The sequence below is a fragment of the Roseisolibacter agri genome (assembly GCF_030159095.1).
In the GTDB taxonomy this organism is placed as follows: Bacteria; Gemmatimonadota; Gemmatimonadetes; order Gemmatimonadales; family Gemmatimonadaceae; genus Roseisolibacter; species Roseisolibacter agri.
Window position 1 is genome coordinate 145,563 of record NZ_BRXS01000001.1, and the last position, 19,298, is coordinate 164,860.

Here is a 19,298-nt window from a genome sequence, read left to right on the forward strand (position 1 = left end):
CGCGGGGCGCGAAAAAGCGCCGGGGCCCGTGGATGCAGCTCCACGGGCCCCGGCGCAGTGAACGGTCGCGTCGCGTCTACGCGCGCACGCCGGCTCGGCCGCGGACCCTGGAGGGGCGCGGATAGCTAAATCGAGCGAGGCGGGCGTCGAGGCGCGGCGTCATGGAAGGCAGGCTACGGCCGGAGGCGCGTCGCGTCAAGCACGACGGCGCGGTCGCGTACGCTCACTTGGGCTTCAGCGCGTCGAGCATGCGCCGCGCCTGCTGGTCGTTGGCGTTGAGGCCGAGCGCCTTCTCGAGGCTCGCGCGCGCGCCGGCGGTGTCGCCCGCGGCGAGCTGCGCGCCGGCCGCCTGCCGGAACGCGAACGCCGACGTCGGCAGCATCTGCGTGTTGAGCATGTGGAGCCGCACGGCATCGGGCAGCCTGTTCTGCGCGCGCAGCGCCGCCGCCACGTCGGCCAGCGTCGTCTCGCCGAAGTCGTACGCCGCGCGCCCGAGGTACTGCGTGCGCAGCGTGCGGTAGCGCGCCTCCGCCGAGTCGATGCCGCCCGCCTCGTACGCCGAGAGGAGCACCTGCTGCAGCGGCCGCGGCTCGGCCAGCCCACGGTGGCAGGTCATGCACGACACCGCGATCGACTTGCGCTGCGGGACCTTCGACAGGTGCTCGCCGTTGATGGCGGCGACCATGCGCAGCATCTCGCGCGCCTTGAGCTTCTCGACCTTCTCGTCGCTCGCGAAGTCGTACGTGTTCGGTGGATCCCCCTCCCGGCCGACGTGGCAGTACGTGCACCGCACCCCGAGCGCGCGCGTGAACGACGCCATGGTGTCGCGCACCGCGCGCATCGGCATGTCCGCCGGGAGCACCTTGAGGTTCTTCGGCTTCTGCTCCGGTGCCTGCGGCGGCTGGGCCATGGCGGCGGTGGCGAGCCCGCAGATGGCGAGGGCGGTGACGACGAGTCGACGCATGCGTTTTCGATGGAGGGAGTGGGGTCCTACGCAATGCGTCACGGCGCAGCGGATCGCAAGGGCTGCGTGCTGCGTGCTGCGTGCTGCGTGAGGGGCATCCCGGGGCCGTTCACGCAGCACGCAGCACGCAGCCGCTCGCAGTATCATCCCCGCATGACCTCCTCTCCCCGCGTCGCCTTCCAGGGTGCTCCCGGCGCCTTCGGCGAGGAGGCCGTGCTGCGCTGGCGCGCCGACGCGCAGCCCGAGCCGCGCGGGACGTTCGCGGCCGTGCTGGACGCCGTGGTGCACGGCGAGGCGGATGCGGCCGTGCTCCCGGTCGAGAACCGGATCGCCGGGCTGGTGGCCGAGGCGCGCGCGGCGCTGGGCGAGCGGGCGACGCTGCTGCGCGTCGTCGGCGAGGTCACGCAGCCGATCGCCCTCTGCCTGCTGGCGCTGCCGGGGGCGACGACGGCGACGGTGCGCGTGGTGCGCAGCCATCCCGTCGCGCTCGCGCAGTGCGGCGCCTTCCTGCGCGCGCACCCCGATCTGGTGGCCGAGCCGTGGTGGGACACCGCGGGCGCCGCGCGCGACGTCGCGCGCGCGGGCGATCCGGCGGTGGGGGCGCTCGCGTCGCGGCTGGCGGCGGAGCGCTGGGGGCTGGTCGTGCTGGCGGCCGAGGTCCAGGACCTGGCCGACAACTGGACGCGGTTCGTGGTGGTGACGCGCCGCGCGGAGCGCGCGGACGCGTCGGATGCAGCTTCGGGTGAGATCCTACCAGGCGCGCCCGGCGCGGGCGGCTGACGCCATCGGCGGCCGCTCCGGGCGGGCCGCCTGGCACAGCGCCTCCAGCTCGTGCGGCAGCATGGCGTGCCAGCGCGCGGGGTAGCGCGACAGCAGCCGGCGCTGCGTGGCCGACTCGAAGCAGAGCCACGAGCCGCCGTCGTGCATGGCGGCCTCGAAGCGCGGCGTCGGCGGGGCGTCGGCGAGGACCGGCCGGGGCGCGAGCTCCCAGACCTCCCACTCCACTCCACTGGCGTCGACGAGTCGTACGGGCACGGGCATCCTCCTGCGGGGGACCATCACGCCGCTTCGGAATCTGTTCGCGGCGCACCCACGGGAATGGCACGATGGCGACCGTGGGTCCCCTTCAGTGTCGGCTTGCCAAGCGCTTGTCATGAGCGCACTTGCACGGATGGGCTCAGCGCACCTGCGGTCGGGGCCGTCTGCGTGGTGTGACACCACCTGCGTGGGCACACAGACGGCGGAGCGTCAGTCGCCGCTGGACCGGAACGGCAGCACCGGTGGGATCCCCAGCCGTAGCTGCATGCTGTACGCGACGCGGTGGCCGAGGGCCTTCATCCGCTCGGCGGCGGGCCCGCTGTGGCGCGCATCGACGACGCGCTCGAGCGTCGCCAGCCAGCGCCCGAAGTGCTCGGCCGTGAGGCCGGGCATGTCGGCGTGCGGCCGGAAGGCGTTGCCCTGGTAGCGCCCCGAGTGGAAGAGCAGCGTCGACCAGAAGTCCGCGATGCGCGGGAGGTGCGCGGCCATGTCGAGCGGCGCGAAGTAGGGCTGCAGCAGCGCGTCCTCCTCGATGGTCGCGTAGAACGCGGTGAGGAGCGGGATCAGCGCGGCGTCGTCGACGTCGGGGCGCGCGGCGTCCTCGCGGGCGACGCTCGCTTCATGCGCGTCGGCGACGGTGATCGGGAGGGACTGTGACACGAGGTGGAAGCTAGCGGGACACCGATGCTGCGTGCTGCGCGCTGCGTGCTGCGTGGCGTGCCTCGACGCGCTGGCCCCTGTGCCTTCTGGAGGGATGCGGATGCTCCGGATCGGAACGGATCATTCGGATCGCTCCGCGCGGCGGCGACGCGCCGTGCGCCACGCGGAGCGATCCGCAGCATCCGAGTCATCCGCAGCATCCGCATCCCTCCAAAGGCCGAACGGCCCCGGCGCGCCGAAGCGTCCCGAGCGGCCGTACACGCAGCACGCAGCGCGAAGCTAGCTTCCCCGCATGACCGCCCGCCTCGACACGCTCCCCTCGCTCGCGGAGCTCGAAGCCGCGTCCGCGCTCGTGCACGCGGCGATGCCCGCGACGCCGCAGTACCGCTGGCCGCTGCTGGAGGCGCGCACGGGCGTCGCGACGTGGGTCAAGCACGAGAACCACACGCCCGCGGGCGCGTTCAAGGTGCGCGGCGGCATCACGTACTTCGACTGGCTCGCGCGGCAGGTGCCGCGCGTGGCGGGCGTCGTCACCGCGACGCGCGGCAACCACGGGCAGAGCGTCGGGCTCGCGGCGGCGCGGCACGGGATCCCGGCGCTCGTCGTCGTGCCGCACGGCAACAGCCGCGAGAAGAACGCCGCCATGCGCGCGCAGGGCGTCGAGCTGGTCGAGGCGGGCGACGACTTCCAGGCGTCCGCGGAGGCGGCGGATGCGCTGGCGCGCGAGCGCGGCTGGCACCGGCTGCCGAGCTTCCATCCGGTGCTGGTCGCGGGCGTCGGGACGTACGCGCTGGAGCTGTTCCGCGCCGTCCCCGACCTCGACACCGTCTACGTCCCGATCGGCCTCGGCTCCGGCGCCTGCGGCGTGCTCGCGGCGCGCGACGCGCTCGGCCTGCGCACGGAGGTCGTGGGCATCGTGAGCGCGCACGCGCCCGCGTACGCGCGCTCGCTGGCGAGCGGCGTGGCGGAGTCGCACGCGGTGCACACGCAGCTGGCGGACGGGATGGCGTGCCGCACGCCCGTGCCGGCGGCGCTCGCGCTGCTGCGCGGCGACGGCGCGCGGCGCGGGCTCGCGCGCGTGCTGGAGGTGACCGACGACGAGGTGGCGCACGCGATGCGCGCGCTGTTCACCGACACGCACAACGTGGCCGAGGGCGCGGGCGCGGCGGCGCTCGCGGCGCTGCTGCAGGAGCGCGCGGCGGCGCGCGACGTCGGGCGTCGCGTCGCGCTCGTGCTGACCGGCGGCAACGTGGACGCCGAGGTCTACGCGCGCGTGCTGGCGAGCTGAAGATGCGCTGAGCGCGACCGACGTCGCGCGGCGAACGGCTCACGTTGCTCTGTGGCCGCCGCGATGCATACTGGGGGCGTACGCATTCTCCTCCAGGGAGTCGAGTGCGATGCGCTTCGCGAGTCCCGATCTGCTGGCGCACCCGCCGCCGCGTCATCGCGGTCGGCGTTCGTAAGGAACCACGTGCGATTGAGCGGCCGGCGGTGACGTCGGACGCATGCGCCGCCGCCGTGCCTCCCCGAAGACAGGAGGTGCGCATGACGCGCCGTGCTTGGCTCTACCTCGCCGGGCTGTCGGTCTGCCTGGCGCTTCCGCGCGCGCTCGACGCGCAGCAGCCCGCGCCGCAACCCGCGCAGCAGCCCGTGGCCCGTCCCGCCGCCTCGCGCACGGCGCCGGCGCGGACCGCCACGCAGAAGATCCAGGACGCGATGAGCGCGGCCCCGGCGTCCATCGCCGAGCAGGCGACCATCATCGACTGGCCGATGGCCGAGGGCGGCAGCATGCGCGAGCTGCGCGCCGGCACCAACGGGTGGGTCTGCCACCCGACGACGCCGCAGACGTTCGCGGGGGCATCCGGCCGCGACCCGATGTGCCTGGACCCGGAGTGGCAGCAGCTCGTGAAGGCGTGGGCGAGCCGCTCGACGCCCACGGTGCGCAAGCTCGGCGTCGCCTACATGCTCCAGGGCGACGCGGGCGTCAGCAACACCGATCCGTTCGCGACGCAGAAGACCGCGGACAACGACTGGGTCGTGTCGGGCCCGCACGTGATGCTCGCGTTGCCGGACCGGTCGCTGCTCGACTCGCTGCCGTCCGATCCACGCGGTGGCGGGCCCTTCGTGATGTGGAAGGGGACGCCCTACGCGCACCTCATGGTGCCGCTGCCCGCGGCGCCGGGCGCCGCGCGCGTGATGCGTCCGACCCCGAAGTGAGAGCGACCGACATGTCAGCGCGGGAGGCGCGATGACCAACGGGGCACTCGTGGTGGTGTGGGGGCAGGCGGTGCGCGGGCGCGAGCAGCACGCGCTCGTGGTGTTCAACGAGGTGCTGGGCTACTTCGGCCGGCTGCAGCGCGCCGGCGAGATCGACAGCTTCGAGCCCGTCGCGCTGGAGCCGAGCGGCGGCACGCTCGCGGGCTTCCTGCTGGCGCGCGGCGATCCCGCGCAGCTGCAGCGCATCCGGCTGAGCGACGAGTTCCTGCGGCTCAGCAACCGCAGCCTGCACGTCGTCGACCACTTCGGCGTGCACGGCGCCTACCTGGGCGACGACCTGCAGCGCCTCTACGCGAACTGGGGCGCGCAGGCGCAGGCGCTGACCTCGACGCTGGCGGACGCCGGCACCGTGCCGGCGTACCTGCCGACCTGACGTCGGCCACACACGGGCCACTCACGGAGGGACCATGCGAGGACGCATCCCGAGCCTGCTGGCGCTGGCCGCGCTCGCCGGCTGCAGCTCGAAGGACCGCAGCACGAGCGACACCGCCGCGGCGGTGTCGGCGACCCCGGAGTCCGCCGCCGGGACGATGGCGACGCCGGCTCCGGCGACCCCGGCCGCGGCGGCCCCCATCTCGCTCGGCGCCGTCGCGGGCCGGTGGGACATGCGCGCCGTGCCGGAGTCCGGCGACACGACGGCGACGACGTACGTGATGACCGCGACCGCCGACTCGACCGGCTGGATGATGGCCTTCCCCGACCGGGCGCCCGTGAAGGTGCGCATCGTCTCGGTCGCGGGCGACAGCATCGTCGCGGAGGCGGGGCCGTACGCGAGCGTGCGGCGGCGCGGGGTGCAGGTGACCACGCACAGCGTGATGCGCATGCAGGGCGACCGGATCGTCGGCCGGACGGTCGCGCACTACAAGACGTCGGGGCCCGACTCCGTGCTGCAGCTGCGCACGGAGGGCACGCGGCGTCCCTGAGCCGGAGGCGCCATGTACGCCATCGTGCGCCGCTACACCGGAGCCGAGGGGCTGATCGCGACGCTCGCGCGCCGGCAGGACGAGGTGCGCCAGCTCATCGGGTCGGTCGCCGGGTTCGTCAGCTACCAGGCGATCCGCTCGGGCGACCAGCTGATCACGGTCAGCGTCTGCCACGATCGCCAGGGGGCGGAGGAGACCACGCGCCGGGCGGCCGAATGGGTCCGGCAGCAGGTGCCGGCGGACCAGGTGCGGGTGCCGGAGGTCGTCGTCGGCGACCTGTTCCTGGAGTTCAAGGCCGGCTCGACCGCACCGCCTGAGGCATATCCGTCGGCGATGCCGCGTCCGGCCGACGTGCGCCCGCCCGCACGCTGAGAAGCTCGTAGACACGGCCGCCGATGGCGGCCGGCCGCGCCCGTCCCGTGCACCGTCCGGCCTCGCGCCGCGGTGGGCGGGGCGGGCGCCTCGCATGTGGCTTTCGTACGCGCGCCGTACGAACCCCTTGACGGCCTCCGGTCCCCGGATCAGCTTGGCCGCTCGCCAAGTCATCTGATGACTTGCTCACTCGATCGCATGCCGGTCCCGACCATGGACGTCGCCCTCCAGCCGGTCCTGCGCCAGAGCCTGGCCGACGACGTCGCCCAGCGCATCCGGCAGCTGATCCAGCGCCGCGACTACCAGCCGGGCGACCGCCTCCCGGCGATCGCGGAGATGGCCCGCCACTTCGGCGTCGCCGGCGCCTCGGTCCGCGAGGGGCTCCGCAAGCTCGAGACGCTCGGCGTCGTCGACATCCGCCACGGCTCCGGCGTCTACGTCGGCCGGATCCCCGACGCCCTGCTGATCTCGAACCCCGGCTTCGGGGGCGCGTTCTCGCAGAAGCTCCTCGTCGACCTGATCGAGGCCCGCATCCCGATCGAGGTCCAGTCGGTGTCGCTGGCGGCCGAGCACGCGACGGAGGAGGACCTGGTGCAGCTGCGGACGCTGCTCCTGCGCGCGGGCGCCATGCTCGACGACGCGGTCCTGCTCAACCAGACCAACCTCGCCTTCCACCGCGCGATCGCGCAGGCCTCGGGGAACGGCGTGCTGTTCCAGCTCCTCGAGGTCCTCGGGAGCCTGTTCAAGGAGGAGCAGCGCGTGATCCTCGACATCCACGGCTCGCGCGGGCAGGACCACGCCGAGCACCTCGGGATCCTGGAGGCGCTGGAGCGCCGCGACGCCGCGCTCGCCGCGGAGCGCATGCGCGCCCACCTGGACGGCGTGCGCGACGTGCTGCGCCGCTGGGACCCCGCCGCCCACCCGGTCGCCTGATGCGCGCCCACCTCCGCACCGCGCCCCTCCTCGCCGCCGCGTCGCTGCTCCCCGCAGCCGCGGCCGCCCAGACGCTGACGGTCCGCAACAACCACGAGCTCCCCTACGCCGGCCCGGTGAACGCGGCGGTGGCGCTCCCCGACGGCCACTACGTCGGGGCCGGCGCGACGGCCGAGGTGCGCGGTGGCGCGGTGCGCGCGGTCGTGGCGCTGCCGGCCGGCGGCGCGGCGCGGCTCACGCGCGCGGCGCTCCCCGCCGACGGACCGCATCCGTTCCTCCTCGGACCGCTGCGCGTGACGCCCGCGGGCGGCGCGCTCGCGCTGGCGTGGGACGGCCGGCCGGCGGGCACGCTCGACCTCGGGCTGGTCGTGCTGCCGGGAAGCAGCGCGACCGTGGACAGCGCGGTCGCCGCGTTCCGCCCCACGGCGCTCACGTGGAAGCCGCAGGTGGACGGGAGCTTCGCGGCGGAGACGCGGCAGGACGGCTATCGCGTGACGGTGACGCTCGCGCCGTACGGCGGCGGGTGGGTCGACGCGCGCGCCCGCGTCGAGCGCGAGGCGCCGGCGGGTCCCGCGTACGTCGCGCTCGTGCGCCGCGTGACGACGCCGGGCGTGCTCACGGCCGCGCCGGCGGCGCGCCTCCGCTTCAACGGGCGCGTCCTCGACGGCAGCGACTCGCCGGACACGTGGGACCGCGACTTCTGGTACGTGCGCGGCGTGGATTGGGCGCGCTGGCCGGCGGGTCCGCTCTCGTTCCTCTCGGTGAACGGGTTCACGCCGACGCCGACGATCCAGAACGCGAAGGGCGAGTGGGTCGAGGGCTCGCACTTCTACGTCTGGGAGCGGACGCGGCGCGTGCAGGACGCGGCGTTCCTCGTCTCCGAGATCGCCGGGCCCAACGCCGAGCAGGCGAAGTCGCGCTACATGCCGGTGACGCCGTACGCGCCGATGCGCGCGGGCGACGCGCTCACGCTGTCGTGGCGGCTGGCGGTCTCCGCGAATCCCGATGCGCAGTGGGAGGAGTCGCAGCTGCGCGGCTTCGCGGGCCATCGCCTCGCCGCCGACCGCGCGTCGCGCGGCCCGGTGCGCGACTCCGCGACCGTGGACGTCGGCGTGCGCGCGGTGACGTTCGGGACGGCGTACTTCCCGTACTCGACGTTCGTCGAGAACCTCGACTTCTACCGCACGCCGGGCACCGACCGCGAGACGTGGTGGCCGGTGTCGCCGGTGCAGTGGGCGAGGTGGCGCACGTACGTGCCGCGCATGCGCACGGACCTGCACATCATCCGCGCGATGGGCTTCGAGGTCGTGCGGCTGCACCACCTGGAGCTGCTGCAGCAGCTGCCGCGCGCCGAGGCGCTCGCGTTCCTCGACTGGTACGCGCAGCAGGCGCGCGCGCTCGGCCTCCGCATCCTGATCGACACCGAAGGTCCCGCGGCATGGGTGACCGCGCTCGCGGCGCGCTACCGCGACGTGCTGGTGGGCGTCGAGATCGAGAACGAGATCCTCATCGGCGGCGTGAAGCCGGGCAGCGCGGAGCGGTGGTCGTCGCTCTACCAGGCGGTGAAGCGCGGCGCGCCGTCCCTGGACGCGTTCCTCACGACGGCCGGCAACCACGGCCAGTTCGAGCGGCTGCGCCAGCTCGGCACGCCGTTCGACCGGGTCGGCCTGCACGCGTACAAGCACGGCGCGCCGTGGAAGGAGTCGTTCCTCTCGCACGCGCTGGGCACGGGCGGCTACGCGAGCGACCTGGGGCTGCCGGCCACGCTGGGGGAGTTCAACTGGAAGGACATCACGCGCCTGTCGCCCGAGCGGCGGCACCGCGAGGTGGCGGAGATCTTCGAGGCGATCCTGAAGCCGCGCGCGCTCCCGCAGGTGGACCAGTTCCAGTTCCACGAGATGCTGGCGGTGAGCCCGAGCATCTCGCTGAACGGCGGGCGGCACTACGAGGCGGTGGCGCTGGACCGCCGCCCCAAGCCCGAGGCCGAGGAGTGGGTGCGGCTGATCCGCGCCTACGGCCCGTCGGACGCGCCGGTGCGCGTGCTGCCGGTGACGGTGCGCGAGGCGACGTTCGCGAACGGGCGCGCGACGACGACGTTCACGGTCGAGAACCGCACGGGCCGCGCGGTCACGCTGACGCTCGCGCCGCAGTCGTTTGACGGCGTCACGGCGACGCTGCAGTCCGCGGCGCGCGTCACGCTCGCCGCCGGCGCGACGCACGAGGGCCGCCTCGCGCTGCGGCTCGCGCCCGGCGCGAAGCCCGGCGCGTACCACCATTTCGTCCGCGTCGCGTACGGCACCCGCACGTCGCTCGGCTGGGGCGTCGCCGGCAATCCCGGCGCGCCCACGTTCACCGCGCCGCTGCTCGGCGACCGCGTGACGTACGAGGGCGGCGCGGACGTCGTGCGCCGCATCGACTGGGCGCGCCCGGTCACCGTCGCGTGGGTCGACAAGGCGTCGGTGCTCGAGGTCGAGATGGCGTTCCTGGTCGCGAGCACGCTGCAGGCGGCGACCGGCCGCCCGGTGCGCGTGTCCGCGATGGCCGACGTGCCCGACTCGCTGCGCGCGCGGGCGACGCTGGTGCAGGTCGGCGTGATGCCCGACGCGGCGGCGAAGGTCGGCACCGTCGCGCTGCGCGACCGCACGCTGCTGCTCACCGGCGCCGACAAGGCCGCGGTGCAGGCGGCGGCCACCGACTTCGTGCTCCGCTTCTGGCCGCAGGCGAAGGACGCCGCGATGCGCCACACGGGACGCGAGCCCGGCAACCTCCTCGGCCACAAGGCGGGCGTGACGGAAGCCGATCCGCCCTGACGCCGCACGCAGCACGCAGCACGCAGCAGCACGTAGCCCCGCAGCACCCCACTCCTTCCCACACACAGGACCGGGATCACCCATGAGTGTCTCCCGCTGGCGGACGGCCGCCCTGCTCGCCGCCCCGCTGCTCGTCACCGCACCCATCGGCGCCCGACTCGCCGCGCAGCAGCCCACGGGGCAGGCGGCCACCCAGGTCGCCGTGCGCGGCCGCGTGCTCGTGGCCGAGACGGGCGAGCCCGTCGTCGGCGCGAACGTCGTCGCGCGCGGCACGAACCCCGTGATCGGCACGCAGACCAACGAGCGCGGCGAGTTCAGCCTGCGGCTCCCGAGCGCGCAGTACACGCTGGTGGTCTCGCGCATCGGCTTCGCGCAGGACACCATCGCGCTCGCCGGCCGCACCGACGTCGAGCTCCGGCTGCGCCGCAACGCGCTCTCGCTCTCGGAGGTCGTCGTCGTCGGCTACGGCACGCAGCGCCGCAGCGACATCACGGGCTCGGTCACGAGCATCACGCCCGAGCGGCTGGAGAACAAGCCGAACGCCAGCGTCGAGCAGGCGCTCCAGGGCGCGCTGCCGGGCGTGCAGGTGACGACCAGCAGCGCCGGCGCGGAGGGGAACGTCAACGTCCAGATCCGCGGCCGCAACTCGATCTCGGCCAGCACGAACCCGCTCGTGGTGGTGGACGGCATCCCGTACAACGGGTCGCTGACCGACATCAACCCGAGCGACATCGGCTCGATCGAGGTGCTGAAGGACGCGTCGGCGACGGCCATCTACGGCGCGCGCGGCTCCAACGGCGTCATCCTCATCACGTCCAAGCGCGGCACCAGCGGCAAGCCGCAGGTCGCGTACAGCGGCTACACCGGCCGCAGCGAGTACGCGAACATCCCGCGGCTGATGACGGCGCAGGAGTTCGCGGACTTCAAGTGCGTGCGCATCAACAACGGCCAGAACTGCAACACCGCGCTCACCACCACCGAGCAGCGCAACCTGGCGGCCGGCGTGAACACGCCGTGGGTGGACCTCGCCACGCACAGCGGCAGCCAGCAGCAGCACGACTTCAACGTGCGCGGCGGCAGCGACGACACGAAGTACTACCTGGGCGGCTCGCTGCTGAAGATCGACGGCGTGGCGCGCAACGACCTGCTGGACCGCGCCACGGTGCGCGCGAACCTCGACCAGCGCCTCTCCAAGTGGCTGTCGGTGGGGACCAACACGCAGGTGTCGCAGATCGACCGCAGCGGGCGCGGCGCGAGCTTCGAGAACGCGTTCTTCGCCAACCCGCTCATCAGCCCCTACGAGGCGGACGGCACCACGCTCGCCGTCGTACCGTGGCCCGAGGATCCGGTCACGAACAACGCGCTGGAGCCGCTGCTCGCCGTCGACGACGACCTCACGCGCCGGCTCTTCACCAGCAACTTCCTGCAGCTGACGGTGCCGCGCGTCCAGGGGCTGAGCTTCCGCGTCAACGCGGGCCTCGACCTGGCGAGCAGCAAGACCGGCACGTACTGGGGCCGCAACACGCAGACGGGCCGCGCGGTGCAGGGGCTGGCGACGGTCTCCAACACGCTGCGCAACGACTGGACGCTGGAGAACATCCTGCGCTACCAGCGCGGCTTCGGCGCGCACAACCTCGACTTCACGGGGCTCTACAGCCGCCAGGGCAGTGACCTCGACGTCAACGGCGTGCGCGGGCAGGGCTTCCCGAACGACGTCCTCGGCTACCGCTCGACGGTGCCGCTCCTCTCGGTGCCGACGGTGTCGGTGACCGACTACGACCTCGTGTCGCAGATGGGGCGCGCCAACTACGGCTACGACGACCGCTACCTGCTGACCTTCACGGTCCGCCGCGACGGCTACTCGGGCTTCGGCAGCAACAACAAGTACGGCGTCTTCACCTCCACGGCGCTCGGCTGGAACGCCGCCAACGAGGCGTTCTTCCCGTGGAAGGAGACGGTGAACACGCTGAAGGTGCGCCTGTCGTACGGCCAGAACGGCAACCAGGCCATCCGCCCGTACCGCACGCTGTCGCAGCTGGACGACCGCTCGTACCTGAACGGCGACGTCGCCGCGCCCGGCTACATCCCGACCACGCTCGGCAACCCGGACCTGAAGTGGGAGACGACGACGTCGCGCAACGTCGGCGTGGATCTCGGCCTGTGGAACGACCGCGTGCGCGCGACCATCGACGCCTACTCGGCCAGCACGCGCGACCTGCTGCTCGCCCGCGCGATCTCGTCGGTGCACGGCATCACGACGATCACGCAGAACATCGGGCGCACGGCCAACAAGGGCATCGAGCTGCAGCTGGGGACGACCAACATCGACCGCGGCGGCTTCCAGTGGCAGACGGAGCTCAACATCTCCGCCAACCGCAACAGGATCGTCGACCTCTACGGCGACAAGCAGGACGACATCGTCAATGGCTGGTTCATCGGCCGGCCGATCGACGTCAACTACGGCTACCAGTTCGCCGGCATCTGGCAGACGGGCGACGACATCGCCAACTCGGCCCAGCCGACGGCCAAGCCGGGCGACGTGAAGATCGCGGACCTGAACGGCGACAAGAAGATCGACCCGCTCGACCGCACCTTCATCGGCAGCCTGCAGCCGGACTACATCGCGGGCCTCGCCAACACGTTCCGCTACAAGCGCCTGTCGCTGAACGCCTACCTCAACACGGTGCAGGGCGTCACGCGCTCGAACATCCTGCTCGGCACCAACCAGGTGTTCTCGGACGTGCGCCGCAACACGGTGTACCGCCAGTACTGGACGGCCGCGAACCCGATCAACACGTACCCGGCCAACAGCAACACGAGCAACCCGCTCAGCGTGCCGTTCTACGAGGACGCGAGCTTCGTCCGCCTGCGCGACCTCTCGCTGCAGTACGACGTGCCGACGACGCTCGCCGGCCGCATCGGCGCGCGCACGCTCCGCGTCTACGTGAACGGCCGCAACCTGTGGACGAGCACCAAGTGGACGGGGCTCGACCCCGAGCTGTCGAACCAGCGCTCCATCCCGCTCGAGCGCATCGTCACCGGGGGGCTCAATGTCGGCTTCTGATCGCGCCCCCCTCTCCCAGCGTCCCGCCATGCTCCCGCGCCTCCGCGCCGTCGCCCTGGCCCTCGTCGCGCTGGCCGCCGCCGGCGCCACCGGCTGCGACGACGAGTTCCTGACCGAGAAGCCGCGCGACATCATCGTCGCCGACAACCTCTACACCGACCTCGCCGGCTTCGAGGCCGGGCTCAACGCGCTCTATTACCAGGTGCGGCGCGAGCGCGCGGGCTCGGACGACGGGCAGACGAACAACATCTTCCAGACCGGGATGGTGATCGGCGTCGACAACGGGTACGGCATGTACCTGTCGCCCACCGAGCGCCTGTTCACGGAGTACGGCGTCCGCAACAACTCGCAGGACGACTACATCCGCCGCACCTGGAACTGGCTGTACCAGACCATCAACGCCGCCAACACCATCATCAACCGCGCCGACGGCCCGGCGGTGACGATGACGACGGCCGAGAAGGAGCGCGTGGTGGCCGAGGCGCGCCTGATCCGCGCCTGGGCGTACCGGCACCTGAGCTACATGTGGGGCGCGGTCCCGGTGACGCTCGAGGAGTCGTCGGGCGAGGCGATCCGCACGGACTGGGAGCGCATCCCGCGCGACTCGGTGCGCCGCATCATCGTCGCCGACCTGCTGTACGCCGAGTCGAAGCTGCCCACGACGTCGAGCAACCCGGGCAAGGTGACGAAGGCGGTGGCGCAGCACTACCTGGCCGAGATGTACCTCGCGCTGGGCCAGCCCGCGCAGGCGGAGGAGAAGGCGCAGGCGGTCATCAACGACCCGCAGTACAAGCTGATCACCGCGCGCTACGGCGTGCGGTCGACGCAGCCGGGCGTGCCGTTCATGGACCAGTTCGTGGACGGCAACGTCAACCGCTCGCAGGGCAACACCGAGGCGCTGTGGGTGCTGCAGTACGCGTTCAACACGGTGGGCGGCGGCACGAACATCATGCGCCGCAGCTGGGTGACGCGCTACGAGAGCAACCGCGGCCTCGCGGTGTCGCTGGAGAACGGCGGCCGCGGCATCGGGCGCCTCGCGATGACGCGCTACGCGCTCAACCTGTACGAGCCGGCCGACCAGCGCGGCGGCGAGTTCGCGGTGCGCCGCTACTACCTGATGAACAACGCGGCGACGCTGCCCGCCGGCCGCCGCCTCGGCGACACGGTGAAGACGGTCGTCGCCGCCGAGAAGGCCAACGACCCGCTCTGGCCGAGCACGCGCAAGTGGGACGGCGCGAGCCCGATCGACCCGGCGTCGGCGGAGCAGTACGGCGACCAGCCCTACATCCGGCTCGCGGAGACGTACCTGCTGCTGGCGGAGGCGCAGTTCAAGCAGGGCAAGCTGGCGCCGGCGGCGGACGCCATCAACGCGCTGCGGCGCCGCGCGGGCGCGTCGGTCATCACGCCGGCGCAGGTGACGCTCGACTTCATCCTCGACGAGCGGTCGCGCGAGCTGGTGACCGAGGAGCAGCGCCGCTACACGCTGCTGCGCACCGGCACGCTGCTCGACCGGGTGAAGCGCTACAACCCGATCACCGCGCCGGTCATGATCGCGCGCGACACGCTGCTCCCGATCCCGCAGGACGTGATCGACGCGAACAGCGGGAAGCCGATGGCGCAGAACCCGGGCTTCTGAGCGGGTGACCCTCACTCGCACCACCGCGGGCGCCGCGCTGGCGCTCGCGGCCCTGGTCCCCGCCGCGGCGCGCGCGCAGCGCGGGGGACCGCCCGCCGCGCTGACGCTCGCGCGCGGCGGCGCCACGGCGTACGTCGTCGTGTCGCCGCCCGGCGGGTCGGCGCCCGAGGCGCTCGCCGCCGCGGAGCTGGCGGCGTACCTGGGGCGCATCAGCGGCGCGACGTTCCGCGTCGCGCCGTCGGCGCCGGCGGGCGCGCACCCGATCGTCGTGCGCGTCGTCCCGACCGCGGACACGGCCGCCACCGCGCGCGACGGCTACACGATCGCGGTGCGCGGCGACTCGCTGGTGCTCACGGGCGCGAGCCCGCGCGCGGCGCTCTACGCCGCCTACGACCTGCTGGAGCGCCTCGGCTGCCGCTGGCTGGCGCCGGCGCTGGCGTTCCACCAGGGCGCGCACGAGCTGGTGCCGCGGCGCGCGACGCTCGTCTACACGGGCCCCGCGACGGTGGCCGAGCGGCCACGCTTCGCGATCCGCAAGGTCGACGTGTCGGAGGGGATGTCGCACGATTCGGCCAGCCTGCGCGCGATCGTCGCGTGGATGCCGAAGCTCCGCTTCAACACGCTCATGGCGCCGCAGGACTTCGGCGGCTCGGGGCGCGTGACGTGGGACCGGTGGCGCGACGCGCTGACGCCGGAGCTGCGCCGACGCGACCTGCGCGTCGAGATCGGCGGCCATGGGTGGCAGAACTTCCTCAGCGCGCGGCGCGACGGCGCGCTGTTCGCGGCGCATCCCGAGTGGTTCGGGCGCGACGCGCAGTGCCGGCCGTCGCGCGAGGAGCGGCTGGCGTTCAACACGTCCGACTCGGGCGCGGTGCGCCACGTCCTCGACGGCGTCGTGCGCTACCTGCGCGACCGCTCCGAGATCGACGTCTTCGACTTCTGGCCGCCCGACGGCGTGCGCTGGGCGGAGTGCGCGGCCGACGCGGCGCTGGGCTCGCCCGCCGACCGGCAGGCGCGGCTGGCCAACGCGCTGGTGCGGCGACTGCGCGCCGAAGGGCTGCGCACGCGCGTGCAGATCATCGCCTACGCGAACCTGAAGTCGCCGCCGACCGTCGCGCTCGACCCCGAGATTCTCGTCGACTTCTGCCCCATCGGCCAGAACTTCGACGTCGCGATCGACGACGCGGCGGGCGCGAACAACCGCCAGTACGTCGACACGCTCGCGGCGTGGCGCGCGGTGCGCCCGCGGAACCTGGGCGTCTACGCCTACTACCGCCGCTACGCCTGGCGCTCGCTGCCGGTGCTGCTGCCGCGCTACATCGCGCACGACCTGCGCTGGCACGCGGGGCACGGCATGACGTCGGTCTCCAGCTACGTCGAGCCGGGCGACTGGTTCACCTACGAGCTCAATCACGTCGCCCTCGGCCGCCTCGCCTGGAACCCCGACGCGGACGCCGAGGCGCTGATCGACGACCACGCGCGCGCCCGCTTCGGCACGGGCGCGACCGCGGCCGCCGCGGCGCTCCGCACGCTCGAGGACGTGGTGCGCACGTACGGCTCGGTGCCCTACTCGGCCCCGAAGCCGCTGGCGCGCGTGACCGAGGCGCGCCGGCTGGTGGAGCGCCGGCTGGCCGCGGTGCGCGACGCCGCGGCCCGGGCGAACGCCACCGATGGCGCGGCGCTGCGCCGCCTCGCCCTCATGCTCGACTTCGCGCGGCGCGACCTCGCGCTGCAGGAGCTGCGGCTGACGAACGCGCCCGCCGACGCGCGCCGCGCCCAGGTCGAGGCGCTGGTCGCGATGCTGACTGCCAACGCCGACGCGGGCACCTTCCTCATGTACGGTCGCGCCGACCGCGCGCGCTACCTCCGCCACTACGGCCTGGACGCCACCGCGCCCACGGCCGCCGCCGACACGCCGTAGAATCGCCGTGAACACGCCGCTCGCCGCCATCGCCCGCCGCTCGCTCGCGCTGCTCGCCCTCGCCGCGCTGCCGGCCGTCGCCCAGACGCCGGACCCGCGCGTGCGCATGACCATCAACGACGGCTGGCGCTACCGCGCCGACGGCGTCGAGTTCGCCGAGAAGGGGTGGCTGAACGACACCGGGTGGGAGCGGGTGAACCTGCCGCACACCTGGAACGCGCAGGACGTCTTCGACGACGTCGAGAGCTACCGCCGCGGCATCGGCTGGTACCGCAAGCGCCTCACGCTCCCCGACTCGCTGAAGGGGAAGCGCGTCTTCCTCCACTTCGAGGGCGCGAACCAGACGGCGGAGGTCTACGTCAACGGCGCGTACGCCGGCGAGCACGCGGGCGGCTACACGGCCTTCACGCTGGACGTCACGCGGCACCTGCAGTGGGGCGGCGGCAACGAGCAGCTGATCGCCGTGCAGGTGGACAACAGCCACCGGCCGGCGATCGCGCCGCTGTCGGTGGGCTTCGCGCTGTACGGGGGCATCTACCGCGACGTCTGGCTCGTCGCGACCGACTCGGCCCACGTCACGCTCGGCGACCACGGCGGCCCGGGCGTGTATGTCACGACGCCGCGCGTGTCGCGTGAGGCGGGCGAGGCGCGCGTGCGCGGCACGCTCTCGAACGACGGCGGCGCGGCGCGCACGCTGCGCGTCGTCTCGACCATCCTCGACTCGGCCGGCGCGCGGGTGGGCGAGGCGACGACCACGGTGCGCGTGCCCGCGCGCGGCCAGGCGGAGTTCGCGCAGGCGCTGCCCGCCGTGCGCGCGCCGCGCCTCTGGTCGCCCGACACGCCGTACCTGTACTCGGTCCGCACCGACGTCCACGACGGCGATCGGGTGATCGATCGCGTCACGAGCCCGCTCGGCTTCCGCTGGTTCCGCTTCGACGCCGACAGCGGCTTCACGCTGAACGGCAGGAAGACGTTCCTCCGCGGCACGAACCGCCACCAGGACTACCAGGGGCTGGGCTCCGCGCTGAGCAACCAGCTGCACGTGCGCGACCTCGAGATCATCAAGGCGATGGGCGCGAACTTCCTGCGCCTCGCGCACTACCCGCAGGACCCCGCGGTGCTCGACGCCGCGGACCGCCTGGGGCTGCTGATCTGGGAGGAGGTGCCGGTGGTCAACCAGATCACCGTCTCCGACGCGTTCACGGCCAACAGCCAGCGCATGCTGCGCGAGATGATCCGCCAGCACCACAACCACCCGTCCGTCGTCATCTGGGGGACGATGAACGAGGTGTTCCTGTGGAGCGAGGCCGGCGCGCGCATCGCGCGGCAGAGCGACACGACCTACATGCGGCAGGTGCGCGACTTCGCGCGCGGCATGGAGCGCCTCGCGCGGGCCGAGGATCCCGCGCGCGCGACCGCGATGGCGATCCACGGCGCGGCGTCGTACGACACGGCGGGCGTGGCCGAGATCCCCATGGTGCTGGGGCTCAACCTCTACAACGGCTGGTACGGCGGGACGTTCGCGGAGTACGGCCCGACGCTCGACCGCCGGCACGTGCGCAGCCCGAAGCAGGCGATCCTCCTCAGCGAGTACGGCTCGGGGAGCGAGCTGCGGCTGAACAGCACCGCGCCCGAGCGCTTCGACCACTCGGGCACGTGGCACCGGATGTACCACGAGTCCTACATCCGGCAGTCGCGCGCGCGGCCGTGGCTCGCGGGCACCGCGGTGTGGAACCAGTTCGACTTCTCGCAGCCCCACATCGGCGAGACGACGCCCCACATGAACAAGAAGGGGCTGTACACGTTCGACCGGAAGCCGAAGGACGTCTACTACCTGTACCAGGCCAACTGGACGACCGCGCCGATGGTCTATGTCGCGAGCCGCGACTGGTCGCACCGCGGCGGCGTGGGCGCGACCACCGTCACGCAGCCGATCGACGTCTACACCACGCTCGGCAGCGTGGAGCTGTTCGTGAACGGGAAGTCGCTGGGTGCGAAGACGCCGGACGACGTGCGGAAGGCGAGCTGGGACGTCGCGTTCGCGGACGGCGACAACGTCGTCGAAGCGCGCGCGACGGGCGAGGGGCAGACGGCGGTCGACCGCATGACGATCCGCATGGACCGCACGCCCGCCGACCTGCGCGACCCCAAGACGCCGTTCCGCGAGCTGGCGGTGAACGTCGGCTCGAACGCGCAGTACGCGGACGCCGACGGCCTGGTGTGGCTGGCCGACCAGCCGTACGCCGCCGGGAGCTTCGGCTCCGTGGGTGGGCAGCGGGCGCTGATGGCGCGCGAGGTGGTCATCACCAACACCGCGCAGTCGCCGATGTACGCCACGTACCAGTCGAACCTCCAGGGCTATCGCGTGGACGTGCCCGACGGCGACTACGAGGTGGAGCTGCGCTTCGCGGGCACCGGCGGCGTCGCGGGCACGGCGGCCGCGGGCGGCGCCGAGGCGGCGAGCGGCGGCTCGGGCGCGCGCGTGTTCTCCGTCGCGGTGAACGGCGCGACCGTGGCCGAGCGGCTGGACCTGACGACGCGCGGAAACGTCGCGCCGGCCACCACCCTGACCGTCACCACGAGCGCGACGAACGGCGGCGGGATCGTCGTCGCCTTCCGCGCGCTGCAGGGGCAGCCCGTCCTCAATGGCATCCGTGTCCGCAGGCGCTGACATGACCGCGTCAGTTCACACCGGGGCGT

Annotated in this window: 15 protein-coding genes; 12 read left to right on the forward strand and 3 right to left on the reverse strand. The window is 73.2% G+C overall.

Going from position 1 to position 19,298, the window contains the following annotated elements:
• Positions 1 to 223: 223 nt before the first annotated feature.
• Positions 224 to 964: a c-type cytochrome gene (locus tag rosag_RS00700; protein WP_284348069.1), complete on the reverse strand. Its 741-nt coding sequence runs from the start codon at positions 962 to 964 to the stop codon at positions 224 to 226.
• A gap of 153 nt (positions 965 to 1,117) precedes the next feature.
• Between rosag_RS00700 and rosag_RS00705 the strand changes: the two genes are divergently transcribed.
• On the forward strand, positions 1,118 to 1,744 hold the full coding sequence (locus rosag_RS00705; protein WP_284348070.1) for a prephenate dehydratase domain-containing protein: 627 nt from the start codon (positions 1,118 to 1,120) through the stop codon (positions 1,742 to 1,744).
• On the opposite strand, the gene rosag_RS00710 is transcribed toward rosag_RS00705, so the two are convergent.
• Together rosag_RS00710 and rosag_RS00715 are read right to left on the reverse strand one after the other, a co-directional pair.
• On the reverse strand, positions 1,715 to 1,999 hold the full coding sequence (locus tag rosag_RS00710; protein WP_284348071.1) for a hypothetical protein: 285 nt from the start codon (positions 1,997 to 1,999) through the stop codon (positions 1,715 to 1,717). The two genes, rosag_RS00705 and rosag_RS00710, sit on opposite strands and share 30 nt — an antisense overlap.
• Positions 2,000 to 2,212: 213 nt before the next feature.
• The gene (locus tag rosag_RS00715) at positions 2,213 to 2,662 is read right to left on the reverse strand and encodes a group III truncated hemoglobin (protein WP_284348072.1); all 450 of its coding nucleotides are present in this window, start codon (positions 2,660 to 2,662) and stop codon (positions 2,213 to 2,215) included.
• Positions 2,663 to 2,954: 292 nt separating this feature from the next.
• Between rosag_RS00715 and rosag_RS00720 the strand changes: the two genes are divergently transcribed.
• The 11 genes from rosag_RS00720 (at position 2,955) to rosag_RS00770 (ending at position 19,269) form a co-directional block, all read left to right on the forward strand.
• Positions 2,955 to 3,950, forward strand: coding sequence for a threonine dehydratase (locus rosag_RS00720; protein WP_284348073.1), 996 nt, complete (start codon positions 2,955 to 2,957; stop codon positions 3,948 to 3,950).
• A 257-nt stretch (positions 3,951 to 4,207) separates the two neighbouring features.
• On the forward strand, positions 4,208 to 4,879 hold the full coding sequence (locus rosag_RS00725) for a hypothetical protein (RefSeq protein ID WP_284348074.1): 672 nt from the start codon (positions 4,208 to 4,210) through the stop codon (positions 4,877 to 4,879).
• A 31-nt stretch (positions 4,880 to 4,910) separates the two neighbouring features.
• Entirely contained in the window at positions 4,911 to 5,312 is a 402-nt protein-coding gene (locus rosag_RS00730; protein ID WP_284348075.1) for a hypothetical protein, read from the forward strand.
• Positions 5,313 to 5,346: 34 nt separating this feature from the next.
• Positions 5,347 to 5,862, forward strand: coding sequence for a hypothetical protein (locus rosag_RS00735; RefSeq protein ID WP_284348076.1), 516 nt, complete (start codon positions 5,347 to 5,349; stop codon positions 5,860 to 5,862).
• Positions 5,863 to 5,874: 12 nt separating this feature from the next.
• Positions 5,875 to 6,234 carry a hypothetical protein gene (locus rosag_RS00740; RefSeq protein ID WP_284348077.1) on the forward strand — a complete coding sequence of 120 codons (360 nt, stop codon included), beginning with the start codon at positions 5,875 to 5,877 and terminating at the stop codon, positions 6,232 to 6,234.
• 198 nt (positions 6,235 to 6,432) lie between these two features.
• Positions 6,433 to 7,167: a FadR/GntR family transcriptional regulator gene (locus tag rosag_RS00745; RefSeq protein WP_284348078.1), complete on the forward strand. Its 735-nt coding sequence runs from the start codon at positions 6,433 to 6,435 to the stop codon at positions 7,165 to 7,167.
• A complete protein-coding gene (locus tag rosag_RS00750; RefSeq protein WP_284348079.1) occupies positions 7,167 to 9,977 on the forward strand; it encodes a hypothetical protein in 2,811 nt (936 codons plus the stop codon). The genes rosag_RS00745 and rosag_RS00750 overlap by 1 nt, the downstream gene beginning before the upstream one ends.
• Before the next feature lie 82 nt (positions 9,978 to 10,059).
• Positions 10,060 to 13,041 carry a SusC/RagA family TonB-linked outer membrane protein gene (locus rosag_RS00755; protein WP_284348081.1) on the forward strand — a complete coding sequence of 994 codons (2,982 nt, stop codon included), beginning with the start codon at positions 10,060 to 10,062 and terminating at the stop codon, positions 13,039 to 13,041.
• Positions 13,042 to 13,069: 28 nt separating this feature from the next.
• Positions 13,070 to 14,677, forward strand: coding sequence for a RagB/SusD family nutrient uptake outer membrane protein (locus rosag_RS00760; RefSeq protein ID WP_284348082.1), 1,608 nt, complete (start codon positions 13,070 to 13,072; stop codon positions 14,675 to 14,677).
• 4 nt (positions 14,678 to 14,681) lie between these two features.
• Entirely contained in the window at positions 14,682 to 16,598 is a 1,917-nt protein-coding gene (locus rosag_RS00765; RefSeq protein WP_284348083.1) for a DUF4838 domain-containing protein, read from the forward strand.
• Positions 16,599 to 16,605: 7 nt separating this feature from the next.
• Entirely contained in the window at positions 16,606 to 19,269 is a 2,664-nt protein-coding gene (locus rosag_RS00770) for a glycoside hydrolase family 2 TIM barrel-domain containing protein (protein WP_284348084.1), read from the forward strand.
• Positions 19,270 to 19,298: the final 29 nt, after the last annotated feature.